Annotated in this window: 19 protein-coding genes and 1 pseudogene; all 20 read left to right on the top strand. The window is 32.1% G+C overall.

The annotated features are described in order from the left end of the window. Window positions 1-91: 91 nt before the first annotated feature. Window positions 92-532: pseudogene (locus tag J2Z42_RS12325) on the top strand (chemotaxis protein CheC); the annotation flags it as partial. 37 nt (window positions 533-569) lie between these two features. Next, a complete protein-coding gene (locus J2Z42_RS12320; protein WP_209703079.1) occupies window positions 570-929 on the top strand; it encodes a response regulator in 360 nt (119 codons plus the stop codon). Between the two features lie 100 nt (window positions 930-1,029). Then, on the top strand, window positions 1,030-1,434 hold the full coding sequence (locus J2Z42_RS12315; protein WP_209703078.1) for a chemotaxis protein CheW: 405 nt from the start codon (window positions 1,030-1,032) through the stop codon (window positions 1,432-1,434). 33 nt (window positions 1,435-1,467) lie between these two features. Continuing rightward, a complete protein-coding gene (fliM, locus tag J2Z42_RS12310) occupies window positions 1,468-2,463 on the top strand; it encodes a flagellar motor switch protein FliM (protein ID WP_209703077.1) in 996 nt (331 codons plus the stop codon). Further along, entirely contained in the window at window positions 2,456-3,703 is a 1,248-nt protein-coding gene (gene fliY / locus J2Z42_RS12305; protein ID WP_209703076.1) for a flagellar motor switch phosphatase FliY, read from the top strand. The genes fliM and fliY overlap by 8 nt, the downstream gene beginning before the upstream one ends. 240 nt (window positions 3,704-3,943) lie before the next feature. After that, entirely contained in the window at window positions 3,944-4,210 is a 267-nt protein-coding gene (gene flgM / locus J2Z42_RS12300) for a flagellar biosynthesis anti-sigma factor FlgM (protein ID WP_209703075.1), read from the top strand. Window positions 4,211-4,224: 14 nt separating this feature from the next. Beyond that, the gene (locus tag J2Z42_RS12295; RefSeq protein ID WP_209703074.1) at window positions 4,225-4,632 is read left to right on the top strand and encodes a flagellar protein FlgN; all 408 of its coding nucleotides are present in this window, start codon (window positions 4,225-4,227) and stop codon (window positions 4,630-4,632) included. Window positions 4,633-4,653: 21 nt separating this feature from the next. After that, window positions 4,654-6,570 carry a flagellar hook-associated protein FlgK gene (gene flgK, locus J2Z42_RS12290; protein WP_209703073.1) on the top strand — a complete coding sequence of 639 codons (1,917 nt, stop codon included), beginning with the start codon at window positions 4,654-4,656 and terminating at the stop codon, window positions 6,568-6,570. Between the two features lie 39 nt (window positions 6,571-6,609). Further along, the gene (gene flgL / locus J2Z42_RS12285; RefSeq protein ID WP_209703072.1) at window positions 6,610-8,028 is read left to right on the top strand and encodes a flagellar hook-associated protein FlgL; all 1,419 of its coding nucleotides are present in this window, start codon (window positions 6,610-6,612) and stop codon (window positions 8,026-8,028) included. A gap of 17 nt (window positions 8,029-8,045) precedes the next feature. After that, entirely contained in the window at window positions 8,046-8,477 is a 432-nt protein-coding gene (gene fliW / locus J2Z42_RS12280) for a flagellar assembly protein FliW (protein WP_209703071.1), read from the top strand. Then, the gene (csrA, locus tag J2Z42_RS12275; protein WP_209703070.1) at window positions 8,478-8,693 is read left to right on the top strand and encodes a carbon storage regulator CsrA; all 216 of its coding nucleotides are present in this window, start codon (window positions 8,478-8,480) and stop codon (window positions 8,691-8,693) included. It begins immediately after the preceding gene. Between the two features lie 33 nt (window positions 8,694-8,726). Then, a complete protein-coding gene (locus J2Z42_RS12270; RefSeq protein ID WP_209703069.1) occupies window positions 8,727-9,074 on the top strand; it encodes a flagellar protein FlaG in 348 nt (115 codons plus the stop codon). A gap of 29 nt (window positions 9,075-9,103) precedes the next feature. Continuing rightward, window positions 9,104-9,406 carry a hypothetical protein gene (locus J2Z42_RS12265; RefSeq protein WP_209703068.1) on the top strand — a complete coding sequence of 101 codons (303 nt, stop codon included), beginning with the start codon at window positions 9,104-9,106 and terminating at the stop codon, window positions 9,404-9,406. Window positions 9,407-9,448: 42 nt separating this feature from the next. After that, window positions 9,449-9,838, top strand: coding sequence for a flagellar export chaperone FliS (fliS, locus tag J2Z42_RS12260; protein ID WP_209703067.1), 390 nt, complete (start codon window positions 9,449-9,451; stop codon window positions 9,836-9,838). A gap of 33 nt (window positions 9,839-9,871) precedes the next feature. After that, the gene (gene fliD, locus J2Z42_RS12255) at window positions 9,872-11,575 is read left to right on the top strand and encodes a flagellar filament capping protein FliD (protein ID WP_209703066.1); all 1,704 of its coding nucleotides are present in this window, start codon (window positions 9,872-9,874) and stop codon (window positions 11,573-11,575) included. Between the two features lie 27 nt (window positions 11,576-11,602). Continuing rightward, window positions 11,603-11,944, top strand: coding sequence for a flagellar protein FliT (gene fliT, locus J2Z42_RS12250; RefSeq protein ID WP_209703065.1), 342 nt, complete (start codon window positions 11,603-11,605; stop codon window positions 11,942-11,944). Window positions 11,945-12,101: 157 nt separating this feature from the next. Further along, window positions 12,102-13,346, top strand: coding sequence for a flagellin N-terminal helical domain-containing protein (locus tag J2Z42_RS12245; protein ID WP_209703064.1), 1,245 nt, complete (start codon window positions 12,102-12,104; stop codon window positions 13,344-13,346). 112 nt (window positions 13,347-13,458) lie between these two features. Then, window positions 13,459-13,728, top strand: a complete 270-nt coding sequence (locus J2Z42_RS12240) for a DUF8042 domain-containing protein (RefSeq protein WP_209703063.1) — start codon at window positions 13,459-13,461, stop codon at window positions 13,726-13,728. A gap of 19 nt (window positions 13,729-13,747) precedes the next feature. Continuing rightward, window positions 13,748-15,571 carry a motility associated factor glycosyltransferase family protein gene (locus J2Z42_RS12235; protein WP_209703062.1) on the top strand — a complete coding sequence of 608 codons (1,824 nt, stop codon included), beginning with the start codon at window positions 13,748-13,750 and terminating at the stop codon, window positions 15,569-15,571. Window positions 15,572-15,603: 32 nt separating this feature from the next. After that, complete coding sequence (locus J2Z42_RS12230; RefSeq protein WP_209703061.1) at window positions 15,604-16,242, top strand: pseudaminic acid biosynthesis-associated methylase; 639 nt, start codon at window positions 15,604-15,606, stop codon at window positions 16,240-16,242. Window positions 16,243-16,252 lie beyond the last annotated feature (10 nt).

Here is a 16,252-nt window from a genome sequence, read left to right as displayed (position 1 = left end):
TTTTAGTTTTTGTTTGAAATTCTGGGGGGAATAATCAAAAAGCACCCTTCGGGATTAAGATAAATGGAGGCCTAAGGGTTTCCGAATATACTTTAATAGTATTGGTGAGGATGAAGTGATAAGTGTAATAGTAAGAGTACTTGGAGATATACCTGGAAATATATTATTTGTATTTGAAAAAGAAACAGCATTTAATATGGTGGCAAGCTTGACAGGAGAAAAATCAGACCATTTGAATGAAATGGGTGAATCTGTTATATGTGAAATAGGTAATATAATATCTAGTTCTTATATGAGCTCGATATCTAGATTTACAGGTTTAAATGCAACACCTTCGGTACCTGCAGTTACCTATGATATGTTGGGAGCAATACTATCTACAACTTTTATAGAATCAGGACAATATGATGACTATGTTCTTGATATAGAAACTATATTTGTAGAGGATAATTCAGAAGTAAATGGACACTTTTATTATGTACCGGTACCGGGATCTCTTGAAAAAGTTTTAGGGAGCCTTGGTATAGCATAACAAATATAATAAGTAGTAAAAATTTGGAGGGAAAAAAATGGCTAAAGTATTAATTGTAGACGATGCTGCTTTTATGAGAATGATGATAAAGGATATATTAGAAAAAAATGGATTCGAAATTGTAGGAGAGGCAAATAATGGGCTTAAGGCTGTAGAACTTTTTAAAAAGGAAAATCCTGATGTGGTTACAATGGATATAACAATGCCTGATATGGATGGAATTGAAGCTGTAAAAGCTATAAAAGCATTTGATCCTAAAGCTAAAATTATCATGTGCTCAGCTATGGGACAACAGACTATGGTTATGGATGCAATAAAGGCAGGAGCAAGAGATTTTATAGTAAAACCATTCCAGCCTGACAGGGTTCTTGAAGCAATAAACAAAGTAGTTGGTTAAAATATTGAAAATTACAATACAAAATAATTAGTATTTAGTGTAAATTTCTAATTACGCTGAATACTATAATTATTTTATTATCCGGAGGGAGGTATAATTTATGCAGGTTGTTATATTTAAGTTGAATGATGAACAGTTTGCTGTAGAAACTTCAAAAGTTCAGAGTATAAATGATGCTATGGAAATAACTAAAGTTCCAAAAGCACCGGCACATATAAAGGGACTTATAAATTTAAGGGGTAATGTAATATCTCTTTTGGATATAAATCTTATAATAGATGTTCCAAAGAAGGAAAATAATGAAAACAGTGAAAACAGTATAATAATACTTGAAATGGATGATGAGCTGGTTGGCATAGTTGTAGATCAGGTAGATGAGGTTTTGGATTTGGATGAAAGTATGATTGAAAGGCCTGGAGACGATAATAAGAGACCATACATAGAAGGAATTATAAATTTTAAAGATAGAGTTGTAACCTTAATTAACATTGATAAGCTTTTTTGAAATTAGAATTTTCTTAAGAAATGGGGGAAAGAAATGGCAGATGTATTATCACAGAATGAGATAGATGACCTTTTAGCTGCATTATCTGCTGGGGAGCTTACCCCGGATGAATTACCTAAGGAAGAGGAAAAACAGAAGGTAAAACCATACGATTTTAGAAGTCCACAAAAATTTTCAAAGGAACATATAAGAACTCTTGAATTAATTCATGATAATTATGCTAGAATAATTTCAAATTATTTAACTGCCCAGGTAAGGATTAATGTGAAGGTAAAGGTTGAATCCGTGCAGCAGATTACTTATGATGAATTCATTCATTCTGTGCCAAATCCCACTATTTTGACCATATTTAAAATGCCTCCTTTAAGTGGAACAGTGCTATTTGAAATAAATCCTCAGTTTGTTTTTGAAGTAATAGATTTACTATTAGGTGGAAGTGGAGTTGGAAAATTCAAGATAAAGGAATTTACTGATATAGATAAAAATATCATAAATGTTGTAAATTCCGGACTTATATCAAATCTTAAACTTGCATGGGAAGACGTTATGGACGTTGAAACTGAAGTTGAAGGAATTGAAACAAATCCTGCATTAAATCAAACGTTAGCACCTAATGATCCAGTAGCGCTTATTACTTTTTCTGTAGAAATGAATGGAATTACAACTTTTATTAATATATGTATACCTTATTTAAGTATAGAGAAAGTACTTGACAAATTAGTTGTACAGTATTGGTTTCAGGATAATGATGAAGGAACATTAAATGAATCCCGTGAAAAACTTAGAAAGAGACTTGATGTAGTTGATATGCATCTTTCTTGTGTACTTGGAACTTCAGATATTACTGTAGGACAGTTTTTAAATTTAAATATAGGAGATGTACTCACACTGAAAGAGAAAACTACAAGTCCTGTAAAACTGATGGTGGAAGACAAGGCATATTATAATGGAAAGCCTGGTATAATTGGAAAGAATATGGGCGTTGAGATACTAGATATAATAGATAAGGATGTGGAAAATTATGAGTAATGAGGATGGGAATGGATTTCTTTCCCAGGAAGAAATAGATGCACTTTTAAATGGAGGAGGAGATAATTCTAATCCTCAGGATGATAAAAAAGATGAGGTAAAAAGTGAAACAAAAGATGAAACAAAAAATACAGAATTACCAGATGTAGAAAAAGATTTACTTGGAGAAATAGGAAACATATCCATGGGATCTGCATCTACAGCACTTTCTACAATAATAAATCAACCGGTAAATATAACTACGCCTATTGTAACAGTTACCACACTTGATGATTTAAAAAGTGAATTTAATAGTCCTAACATAGCGTTAGAAGTAAAATATACAAGTGGTATAGTAGGAGAAAATCTTCTGGTAATGGAAGTGAAAGATGCTGCTGTAATTGCCAATTTTATGATGGGCGGAAATGGAGAGCTGAGTGAAGGCGAAGCAGATAATTTATCTGAAATTCAGGAAAGTGCTGTAGCTGAAGCAATGAACCAGATGATAGGATCTGCTGCAACATCTATGGCTACCATGTTTATGAGGGAAGTAAACATATCACCTCCTACATCTAAAATTTGGACTGATATGACAGAACCTTTAACGGAATCAATATCACAGTCCGAACCAATTGTAAGGGTATCTTTTTCACTTAAAATTGGAGAACTGGTAGACAGTCATATTATGCAAATACTTCCAATTGATACAGCGAAGAAGATAGTTTCCATAATGATGGGACAGGAGGAAGAGGCTCCACAAAAAAATGACGCTCAAGCACAAAACAAGGCACAGCCTCAGCCTCAGCCTCAGCCACAGCCTGCACAAAGCACATCTGATAAAGCAGAACCGCAAGCTAAGCAGCCTGCACAAAGTGCACCTGATAAAGTAGAACAAAGAGTATATGAAAAACCTATAGAAACGCCGGTACAGAATCCAGTAGAAGTTCACCAGGCAGCTTTTCAACCTCTTACACCTTCTAAAAATACTGAAGCTGTTCCTAAAAATATAGATTTGATAATGGATGTACCTCTTGAAATTTCTGTAGTACTTGGCAGAACTAAAAAGAGCATAAAGGAAATACTGAATTTAGGAACAGGTTCACTTATAGAATTGGATAAACTTGCTGAAGAGCCTGTTGAAATATTGGTAAATGGTAAAAAAGTTGCTTATGGAGAGGTAGTTGTAATAGACGAAAACTTTGGAGTTAGAATAACTGGAATAGTCAGCAGTGAGGAGAGAGTAAAATCACTTGCAAACTAATTTATTTCAGCTTGTTTTATAAGGGTAATAATTTCTTTTGAGAAATTATTACCCTTGTTTTAATTATGAATTTAATAATATTTACATGACAATTAAATCAAGTAGGCGTAACATTTTGTTCATAAAATAAAGCATATATCTTTATTCAGAGGTATAAATGTTGGTGCCTTATAATCGATAATATTAATATCACAGAGAAATTAGAAATTTTAAAGTCTGTAAGTTAAGGAGTGTATTTTTATGAAAGTTAATGGGATCAAATTAAATAATATAACAAATATATATAACGAAAGCAAAAAAGGAAAAGACATAAATCCTGAAAAAACAAAAGATACGGATTCCATTCAAATATCATCTATTGGAAAGAGTTTAAGTGCGTACTCATTAGACAATAAGTTTATAGATTCAAAAGAAAAAGTTGAAAACATAAAAAATGCCATATCAAATGGCACATATAAAGTAGATGCAAAGCTTGTTGCACAAAAAATGCTTTCCTCTTTTATTTAAAGGAGGTGATATAATTGGAACTAAAATTACAGCAAATTATGTCAGAAGAATATAGAGTACTTAATGCACTCTATGAATCCCTGCTTGAGCAGAACAAATACCTTTTATCAAGAGAGGTATTTTCTCTTGATAGAATAGTTAAGGTTATAGAGGCAAAAAGCAAGGATGTAGCAAACCTTGAAATTGAGAGAAGAAAAATAACCAAAGACAGATCAATGAGGGAAGTAATAAAGGAATTTAAAGACAAGGAATTAGAAAATTCATATAATACAATAGTAGAATTACTTGATAAGCTGAAATTTCAAAAAGATACCAACGAGATGCTGATTAAACAGTCGCTCGGCTTTACAAATCAAATGCTGAGAGCCATAAACCCGGGTGTAGGTGCAAAAACTTACAATGCATTTGGAAAGAGCAGGTAATTAAATAAGGAGTTGAATTAAATGCCAGGTCTATTTTCAATATTTAATACGGCCAAAAGTGGCCTTTTCTCGCAGCAAACCGCAATTGAAGTAACCTCACACAATATATCAAATGCAAATACTGATGGATACTCAAGACAGAGGGCAGACATGGTTACTACCACACCTTATACCATGCCAAGTATGGATAATGCTGCAAGTGCAGGACAACTTGGAACCGGTGTAACCATAGATTCTATTGAAAGAATCAGGGACACCTTTCTGGACTACCAGTACAGAGTTTCAAATGGAGTAAGCGGACAGTTCACTGCACGTGATAAATATTTGAGCCAGGTTGAGAGTGCACTGAATGAGCCTTCAGATACGGGTATATCAAAGCTTATGACAAATCTATTTACTTCATGGCAGAATTTATCTACATCATCTCAAAACAGCAGCACTGTAGCCCAGCAGGCATATCAATTGACAGGTGCTTTAAATAACACTTATTCTCAACTGACAAGCATTAAAGATAATACTGCATCAGAAATAAAAACTACGGTAGTTGATGCAAATAGTCTGCTTGAAAGGATATCCGAGCTGAACAAACAAATAAGGGATATAAAAATATCGGGACAAAACCCTAATGACCTTATGGACAGCAGGGATTTACTTCTTGACAAATTGAGCAATGATTTTGGAATAGATGTAACTCAAAAGAGTTATGACGGAATAGATGTAACTACAACTAAAAGCTCCACTTATGGAGATGCTGGTGATAATGGGGCGGCACCACTGCTAAATGGAAAAGCTCTTAATATAGTTCAGTCAACAAATCCGGATGACACAAATGTAGCTACCTTTTCTTATGTAAACAGCATAACACGTTCGGTTGGTTCCGATGGAAAACCTATAGATCCAACTAAAGATACAAATGGCAACACCATATATCAATACGATGTAACTTATTATAAGAAAGGAAATACTTTAACAGATGATAATAAAGTTACCATAAAGGTAAATATGACTGAGGATCAAGAAAAACAGTTGGACAAGTACAGGGTGCTGTGGTCAAATAGCAGTGGAATGGCTTATAAAGCAGCAGGTGCAGGCAGTCCTCAAACTATAGATACCGGCGATTCGACAATAAAAAACGGTGATACTGTAGATTTTGACCAGCTTACGCTTTTTAAACCGGCAACAGGGAAGCTCAAAGGGTATATGACTGTTCAGGATGATGTATCAGATTATCAGGACAAACTTAATAAACTTGCAAAATCATTGGCACTGTCCGTAAATGCAATAATAAGCCAGAGCAGCACCTGGGTGGCTGATAATGTTACAGATGGTTCAGCAGAGGGTGGAATAAACAACTTTTTTGTAAATTCAAAACCTGCCGATTCCTCGAGCTATACAGCAACTGATGAAAACAATATAACAGCAGCCAATATAACTGTAAATGTAAAAATATTAGACAAACCGTCACTTATTAAGACGGATACCAAGTATGATTCAAATGGTAATTCTTTGAGTACAAATACAGATGGAAATAGAGCATTAGCTGTGGCAAAGCTTGCAGATGCACTTATGGATATACAGGATGTAAGTGACAGCAGTACGAGAAGTGATCTGGTTGGTGGAACATTTTCAACAGACAGTAGCATAAATAATGTTTATGCTATTGGAAATAAAGACGGAGGTGCAACGATAAGCAATTATTTTACTAAAATGATAAATAGAGTTGGATTAGATGAAGAAGAATCAAGCAGTCAGGTAACAAATACTGCTTCACAACTCTCACTTTTAAATCAATCAAAGGCATCTGATTCTGGAGTTTCAATAGATGAGGAAATGACGAATTTGATCCAGTTTCAGCACTGTTACCAGGCAAATGCAAAGATGATATCTACGGTAGATGATTTACTTGATGTAGTTATAAACGGACTTAAAAAATCTTAAAAATAGCCTATATTTTTAAAGAAAAAAGAGGTGTTGATTTTGAGAATAACAGGCAGACTGCTATCTAACAATTTTATGACAGATATGCAGAGAAACTTACAAAATTTAAGCAAAATTCAGGAGCAGGCATCTTCTATGAAGAAGTTTTCCAAGGCTTCTGATGACCCGGTTAATGTTCAGATTGCTATGCAGATGCAAACTTCAATATATGAAAATGATCAGTATGGCACGAATATAAAGGATGCTTCAACATGGATGGAAAGTACAGATACTGCACTTACACAAATTAATACGGTCATCGGCAATGTTAGAAATAATTTGGTAAAAGCAGGCGATGCACCTTATACTCAGGATGAGAGAGATAAAATCAATGATGAAGTAAAGCAGCAGGTTACACAGATAGCACAAATTTTAAACACAAATCTCAAGGGAGAATATATATTTGGCGGAACTCAGGGACTTTCAAAACCTGTAACTACAACTACTGATGCCAGTAAAAATGTTTCTATAGAGTATGTTGACGATAATGGCAATGCTGTAGAGAAAATTCCTGATGTCGTATCTAATGGCTTTAATATAAGTAACTGGAAGGGCAAAAATGTAACTTTTAGTGTAAATGGCAAGGATTATACAGTTACTGTAGATAATTCAAAAGATACTAATACTATAGATGATGTAGTTAAAGATTTGAACAGTAAAGTGCAAAGCAATAATGTTAAACCGGCTCCAGCTAATCCAGCAACTTCAACTGATCCTGGAGTTAAAGATAAGATAAATGTAGTAAAAACCAATGATGGAAATATAAAATTTTTGGCTGTAAATTCCAGCGATGATATAACAATAAAATCTACTGATGTTGGTGATTTAAGTATACCAACTGCTGGCCAGAAACTTTCGAATATGGCAATGGAAAATATAGGGGCAGATAAGAATATAGAAGTTTCTCAGGGAGTAGTGCTTACATATAATGCTACAGCATCAAGTGTAATGCAGTATGGAGATAGTACTGACAGCACTACAGGAGACAACTTGAGCGCACTTATGAACAGGATACAGCATCATTTAGCAGGGCAGGTTTTATCTCCTGTAAGTTCAGGCACCACAGGCAGCATAGAAGTAAAAAATTCAGATGGAACAAGCAGTTATTATGTATGGAAAGATGATGAAGCTGCAGCAACAGAAGAATTGGATGGCCAGGATCTTAAAGATATAGATTTGGCTTCGAAGCAGGTTCTCAAGGTTACCTCTGATATAGGTGCAAAGGAAAACAGAATGACAGATTTGTCAACTCAAAATTCATCTTTAAAGTTGAGTATGACAGATTCACTTTCAAAAACAGAAGATGTAGATATAAGTCAAACTACTATAGAATATTATACTGCAATTACAACTTATCAAGCCTGTCTTCAAACTAGCGCGAAAGTGATACAACCTACACTTTTAGATTACATTAAGTAAGAGCTGAGGCGATAAAAATGAAATTAAATACAAAATATCATGGAACACTTAGCTATGAAAAAGAAGATATAATAACCTTTAAAAAAGGTATCCCTGGTTTTGAAAATCTAAAAAAGTTTATAATGGCTCCAGCAGAGGAAAATAATTTATTTTATATTCTCCATTCCATTGAAGACGTCAATATTGGAATTGTGGTGGTCTCACCTTTTAATGTACTAAAAGATTATGAATTTGATTTAAATGATGACAAAATATCGGAACTGAATATAAAAAGTCAAAATGACATTATTGTGGTAAATACAGTTAGATTGAGCTCGAAAGTGGAAAATATAACAGTTAATTTAAAAGCCCCTATAATAATAAATAAAAATGAAAGTATAGGGGAACAATTAATACTGGATAATTCAAATTATCCAATAAAATACCCACTTATTAAGGGGGAGGTTTAATTGTTAGTTATAAGCAGAAAAAAAGGCGAGTCTATTTTTATAGGGGATGATATAGAAGTTACTGTTGCAAAAATAGAAGATGGCACAGTTAAGCTTTCTATATCGGCACCAAGAAATATAACAATACTCAGGAAAGAACTTTATAGGGAAATAGAGGAAGAAAACAAAAATTCAGCAGCTTCAGATACAAGCATATTAAGAAAATTAAAAAAATAGATTTATTATAGAAATTATAAAGAGGTGTTTAGCATGGAAGTTAAAGATATAGGTCAGGGAAGACAGCTATCTTTAAATATTAATACATCTAGTAATGTTGCAGAAATTCAAGACAATAAATCATCACAGAATAAAGATGCAGGTGCAAAAGATGTAAGTGAAAAAGATGTAAAAAAAGCTGTAGACAAGGTAAATAAGCTGATGGAGGATACATCAACTCACCTGAAGTATGAGGTATATGGAAAATTTAGAAACATAATGGTGAGCATAATAGACAACAACACAAATAAGGTAATAAAAGAAATACCACCTAAGAGTATAGTTGATATGGTAGACAAGCTTTGCGAAATGGCAGGAATTTTTTTGGACAAAAAGGCCTAGTACGTATATTATTTTTGGGGGGATTTTAAATGGAATTTAAATTGAATAAAATAGATCCTGAAGTTCGCCGGAGAGTAAAAGAAACTACAAGTGCAGGAAAAGTTCATAACAAAACTGGAATTTTTATAAATAAAGAAAATAAAGGCAGAAAAAGAGGCAATCAAGGGGAATTTAATTCCGAACTTAATAAATATAAAAAAAATGATAAAAATAAAAAACGTATTTTTGTTGAAGCAAGCAAAGCTGAAAAAATTGAGGTAAAAGCTTTTAAAGAGGGAGAAAATCTTTCAAAAGATAATAAAAGGGGAACTATTGTGGATGTGAAAAGTTAATAGTTAAGGAAGACTATTAACTAAAAAAGGGAGGTTCGTTGTATGTATGCAGCTAATGCTTATAACACATATAAAACTAACAGTATAAATTATGCTCCAAAGGAACAGCTCTTATTAATGCTAGTGGATGGTGCAGTTAAGTTTTCAAAAATAGGAAGACAAGCCATAATTGATAAAGATATAAAAAAGGCTCACGAAAATATAGTTAAAACTGAAAATATATTCTATGAACTTATGGCATCTTTAGATATATCCAAAGCAGGAAATTGGGGACAATCCCTTATGAGTTTATATGATTTTATAGTGAGGAGACTTACTGATGCAAATATGAAAAAAAGTGAAAAAATAATGGATGAAGTTATTCCATTGATAGAAAATGTAAAGGACACCTGGGAACAGGCTTATAAAATTTCTAAGACAAGCAAGAATTAATTATTAACTAAATAAAAAGAGGAGGTTTTAAACATGAGTGATGTTACAACAACAACTGGCGCTACTGGTGCCGGCGGCGGTAATATGATTAGATTGACAGGTCTTTCTACTGGTCTTGATGTAGATGCATTAGTAAAAAAAATGTTAACTGCAGAGCAGACAAAGCTTGATAAGGCAAAGCAGGCAGAACAAACTACTCAGTGGAAACAAGAGGCATATCAGGACATTATCAAGAGCGTAAAGGATTTGCAAAGTTCTTTTTTTGATTCAGCTAGTTCAGATAATAATATTTTATCTTCAACAAATTTTGCACCATACACTGTAAGCGGTGTTGGTACATCTACAGTTGATACATCAGTGGCAACTTTTACCCCGGGGGTGGGAGCAAAAACAGGACAATATAAAATAACGGTTACTACATTAGCATCAGGTGCAGGATTAAAAAATTCTGAAGTAATAACATCAACTTCAACAAAAGCTACACTTTCTACAAAATTAACGGATATAGATTCGTCATTAAAAGAATCTATTAATTTAACATTAAATGTTAATGGTGGAAGTAGTAATATCAATATTAAGTTAGACAACACATTAGGCAATTCTACACTAGGAGATTTGGTTGATGCCATAAACAATCAAGGCAGTGGATCTGTAAAGGCAACTTTTAGTGAACTTACAGGTGAGTTTGATTTAAAGACTTCAGCAACTGGTAGCACTACCAATATGACAATAGAAAGTGGTAGTACAGATTTAAGTAAAATTTTAGGAAGTTATACTGCAGGTACTAAGATTACAAGCGGTGCTAGTAATGCAAATGTTACAATTACTCCACCAGGTTCATCAACAGGAACTACAGTTACAGACAAGACAAGCAATAATTTCACTATAGATGGAATGACCTATACTCTGTCAAGTACTGGTGATGCTTCAGTAAATGTAGGTATGGATACTGAAAAGGTATATGATAAAATTAAAGATTTTGTTGATAAATATAATACTGTAGTAGATAACATTGAAACAAAACTTACTGAAAAGAAGGATTCTGACTATAGTCCTTTGACAGATTCACAAAAATCTGAAATGACTACTTCCCAAATTACAGCATGGGAAACTAAAGCCAAAGTAGGTATTCTTAGAAATGACGATAATCTCGAAAAAATGCTCAGTGATTTGAGAACTGCATTTACTACAGCAGTAAGTAATGCTGGATATTCACTAGGAACTTATGGCTCAAACAGCATTGGAATAGATACGTCTTATGATATAGATACGCCTGCACATATAGATATATCAGATGCATCAAAATTAAAAACTGCCATAACAAGTAACCCTGATCAGGTATTAAAATTATTTACTAATGTATCGACTACTAAAGCTCCTACTGCAAGTGATGGTACTACAAAATATGACAGTAGTACTCAGGAGTATCAGGAAGATGGAATTTTTACCAGAATTAAGAGTATACTTGAAAAAAATGTGGGATATACAAATGTAACTTTAAATACAGCTACATTGACTTCTTTTGCAAATAAGCAATACGATTATAGTAGTACAGGGACTGGAGGAAAAGGTACCTTACCAGATCAACTATATGAACAGGAGCTTAAGGTAAAAGATGTTACAAGTGAAATGAGCACTATGCAGGAAAAGTATTACAATCAATTCTCTCAACTTGAGACTGTTATGACTGAATTAAATGCCCAACAGTCAGAATTATCCTCTCTTCTTGGAAGCTGATATAAAAATTAGAATGGAGAATGGATAATGGAACTTGAATTAAGAGAAACCATGAAGAATTTAAAGGGTGTTACCTGTGAACTTGTTGATAAGCTTGAGCAGGATGACTATGATGCATTGGAAAATTTAATAGATAAGAGACAAAAATTATTAAATACTTTAGAGAATATTGGTTGTACAAAAGAACAATACAGTGCAGCAGTTAAAGAGTTTGAAATAATTCATCTTCAGGACAAGTTATGGAAAATGATGAACCAAAAGAAAAGTGGGCTTAGAAAAAAAATTAACAATATATCTCAAAAGAAAGTTATGACGAAAAGTTATAACAACAGGCATTTGGGTGGAAACATTTTTAGCAAAAAAATTTGATAAATATTTAAAATGTATATAAAGTTTCTCATAAGTATTTCGAATAAATTAACATAAGAAGTAATTAAGCTTTAACAGTCATTATTGACTTTTAAAAATAAATAAAACGGTGCACAAGGAAGTGTACCGGTAAACAAAAATCAGGGAGGAATATATTATGATAATTAATCACAATTTAATGGCAAATAACGCTTTAAGGAACATGAACATCAATTCAAATGCTGCAGCAAAATCTATGCAGAAACTTTCTTCAGGTCTTAGAATAAATGGTGCAGCAGATGATGCAGCAGGACTAGCAATATCAGAAAAAATGAGAGGCCAGATCAATGGACTTGACCAGGCATCAAGTAACTCACAGGATGGTATTTCATTAGTACAGACAGCTGAAGGTGCATTAAATGAAACAACATCAATTCTCCAGAGAATGAGAACCTTAGCAGTTCAAGGAGCAACTGATACAAATACATCAACAGATAGAACTAACATTCAAGATGAAATGGACCAGTTAACTAAGGAAATTGATAGAATTGCTAACACAACTCAGTTTAATACTAAGAATCTTTTAGATGGTTCTATGGGAAGCACTGTATCAACAGCAGTAGCAAATATTGATACAAATAAGAGTTTGTTATCTTCAGCTGGAGCAGCCATTACATCAGCTACCACATTAGTAGGTCTTGAGAATGCTGCATCAAGTAATCTTGGAATTGCAGTTGGTGATACAGTAACTGTTTCTTATGTTGAAAATGGAACTCAATTTACTAAGGATATTGCTGTTGCTACAGGTACAACATTAGGAGATTTAAGTACAGGAAATGTAACTCTTACAGTTGCAACAGGTACAGCAACAGGTGCAATAGATGCGGATGCAGCTACTGCAGGTTTTGCTGGCGGTATTTATGGATTGACATTTACAGTTAAAGATTCAGCAGGAACTGTTAAAACAGCAGCTACAAATGCTTTATCAGCTTTCTCAGAAACAACAAGTGCTCAAGATAAGAGACTTGATGGAAGTGCAACCTTCCAGATTGGTGCAAATGAAGGACAAACAATGAATCTTTCTATCAATAATATGTCATCTGCAGCACTTGGAGTATCAAATTTACAAGCTGGTACTCAATCACAATCCAGTGCGGCAATATCAGTTATTGATCAGGCTACTGCAAAGGTATCTAAAGAAAGATCAAAACTTGGTGCTGTTCAGAACAGATTGGAACACACTATAAACAATTTGGGAACTTCATCAGAAAACTTGACATCTGCTGAGTCAAGAATTAGAGATGTTGATATGGCAAAAGAGATGTCAACATACTCAAAGAACAATATTCTTTCTCAGGCTGCTCAAGCAATGCTTGCTCAAGCAAATCAACAGCCACAACAAGTTCTTCAGTTATTAAGATAATTAATTTTTATGGCTTAACTTTAAAGAGGGTAGTGAGTTTACTACCCTCTTTATTTATAATAACCTCATAAATCAGGATTCCTTATTAGCAATATGAAGGGAAGAAAATAAAATGGACAATCATACTGATAAAATTAATAATAGAATAGAAAATATAAGAAATAATATTTATGATTATAATTTAAAAGAAATGTTTAGTGATATTGATGCTTTAATTCTTGAAATATCAAACTGCATTAATTTAGAAAAGATATCTGAAGATAAAGTTAATGTTTTTAATGTTATATTAGGAAATATTAATACTGCTGTTCAGAATAAAGATTATCAATTGGTATCAGATATATTAAAGTTTCAATTAAAAGATTTTATGGAAAATATTTAGTTTAAGGGTGGACGAACATATGAATTTTTATGAGGAGAATTTAAAATTATTTAAAAATAAAATTCCTATATTGTATGAAACTGTTGAAAATGAAAAGTCTATTTTTGATGTAGAGTTGGAATCTGTAAATGAAACTTTCAATTATACTGTTACAAAAGGTGATAAAAAATGTTTTATCCACAGCGTCTTTGATATAAGAGAAGAAATGTATCAAATGTTTAAAAAAGTCGATAAAAATGTAACTACACTTATAATATTTGGATTGGGATGTGGATATGCCTTAAACTACATAAAAGACAATTTTAAAAGTATACAAAATATTTTAGTAATAGAACCTAGTTTGGAGATTTTTAAAATATTTATGAAAAATGTAAATGTATATAATGAAGTAAGGCAGTATGCAAATGTAACTTTTATTGTAAATAAAAATGCGCAGAGCACTTCAGGGTTATTATTTGAGTATATTAAAGATAAAGTTTCAAAGCCTGTGAGTATTGTATATAATATTTCCTGTAGAACAATTTTTAATGATTATTATGAACATATTAATAGAACTGTGGTGGATTGTATAAGTAAAACTACAATTAATCTGGCAACTAATGTTTATTTCAAAAAACAATGGACCTATAATCCTATAAAAAATTTGAAGCAAAAAGGAATACTCATAGATAACTTATTTAACAAGTTTAAGGGAAAGTCAGCCATTATAGTTTCAGCAGGACCTTCTTTAAATAAAAATATACATTTACTTGAATATGCCCAAAACAAGGCATTAATTGCCACTGTTGGAACAGCTTCAAAAATATTAGAAAGCAGTAATATAAAACCACATTTTAGATTTGCCATGGATAGTCAGGAAGGGGAAAAAACAATTTTTGAAAATCTTAAGGAAGATAATTCTATATTAGTTTATTCTGATAGAGTATATCATGAAGTAGCCCCTTTATTTAATAGAAAAATTAGAATGATTTTAGATTTAGATTATATAACCAGATATATATATATTAAGTCTAATATTGAATTTAAAACTGTAAAAAGTGGATTTTCTATTGCAAATACAGCATTAGATGTACTAATTAAATTGGGATTTAAAAATATAATTTTCTTAGGACAGGATATGTGCTATACAGAGGATAGGTTATATGCAACTGGTTCCTGGTTAAAAAAGGATAAACTTGATGTTGATGACGGGAGAAAGTATATAAAAACTAAAGATATATATGGGAATTGTGTGTATACTGAAGAAGGCTTTATAGGAATTAAAACAATATTTGAAAATATTATAGAATATAACCCTAATATCAATTATATTAATGCAACAGAAGGCGGTTTAGGTATTAATGGCACAAAAATAAAAACGTTTCAGCAGGTACTAGATGAAGATTTAATTGATAAATATGATTATGATGCTTATTTTGATGATTTGTTTGAAAAAAATATAGACAATGATGATTCAGATAAAATATTCAATACAATTATTAATCTGGAAAATGAAATTGATGAAATGATTAAAATAAACGATGCAAGAATAAAAGGTTTAAAGAAAATAGATAGGTATTTAAAAAAGGGTTTAGGTATAAATAAAATAGAACAAGAGACGGTTTACTTAAATAGTTATGAAGAAAATTTGAGACAGATTGATTCCTATAATAACTGTATTAAACTTATGATGGATGATATTTATAAGACAGTTTTAAATAAATTTAAATATGAAGGTGAAGATTCTAAAAAGGCTATTTTGAATAGTAAAAAAGTATTAGAACTTATTAGTTATGAATTAAGACAATATTTAAATTTCCTAAAATCCTGTATAAAGTATAGTTGGTATAGTGATGATAAATAATATTAAAATCTAATTTTCAGGAGGATAATTACATGGAAAATAATTTTCAAAAAAGTTTATGGTTAGGAAATTTTGGTCAGGAGTATACAGAAAGAAATATATTAGATCCAAATAAATTGAACAAGGATTATAAAGAAACGTATGGTATAAGTAGAACAGACATGAATGAACTGTTTTTGAAGGATTTAAATTTAAAAAATAAAAGAATATTAGAAGTAGGATGTAATGTAGGAAATCAGCTAAGACTGCTTCAAAAAATGGGATATCAAAATTTATACGGTATAGAATTACAGTCATATGCAGTTCAAAGGGCAAAAGATTTGACTAGTGGAATAAACATAATACAGGGTGAAGCTAGTGACATACCTTTTAAGGATGAGTATTTTGATCTGGTGTTTACCAGTGGAGTTTTAATACATATAGCTCCTGAAAATTTATCAAATATAATGAAAGAAATAGTAAGGTGCAGTAAAAAATATATTTGGGGATTTGAATACTATTCACAAACATTTACTGAAATTAATTATAGAGAAAATACCAATGCACTTTGGAAAGCAGATTATGCTAAAGAATACATAAAAAACTGTCCTGAGCTTAAATTATTAAAACAGCATCAATATAAATATATAAGTGATTCCAATGTTGACAATATGTATTTATTATCTAAATAAAGAGGGTGGT

The sequence above is a fragment of the Clostridium algifaecis genome (assembly GCF_017874415.1).
Taxonomy (GTDB): Bacteria; Bacillota; Clostridia; order Clostridiales; family Clostridiaceae; genus Clostridium_B; species Clostridium_B algifaecis.
The sequence above is the reverse complement of the archived record's forward strand: the minus strand, read 5'-3'. Positions and strand labels throughout refer to the sequence as shown.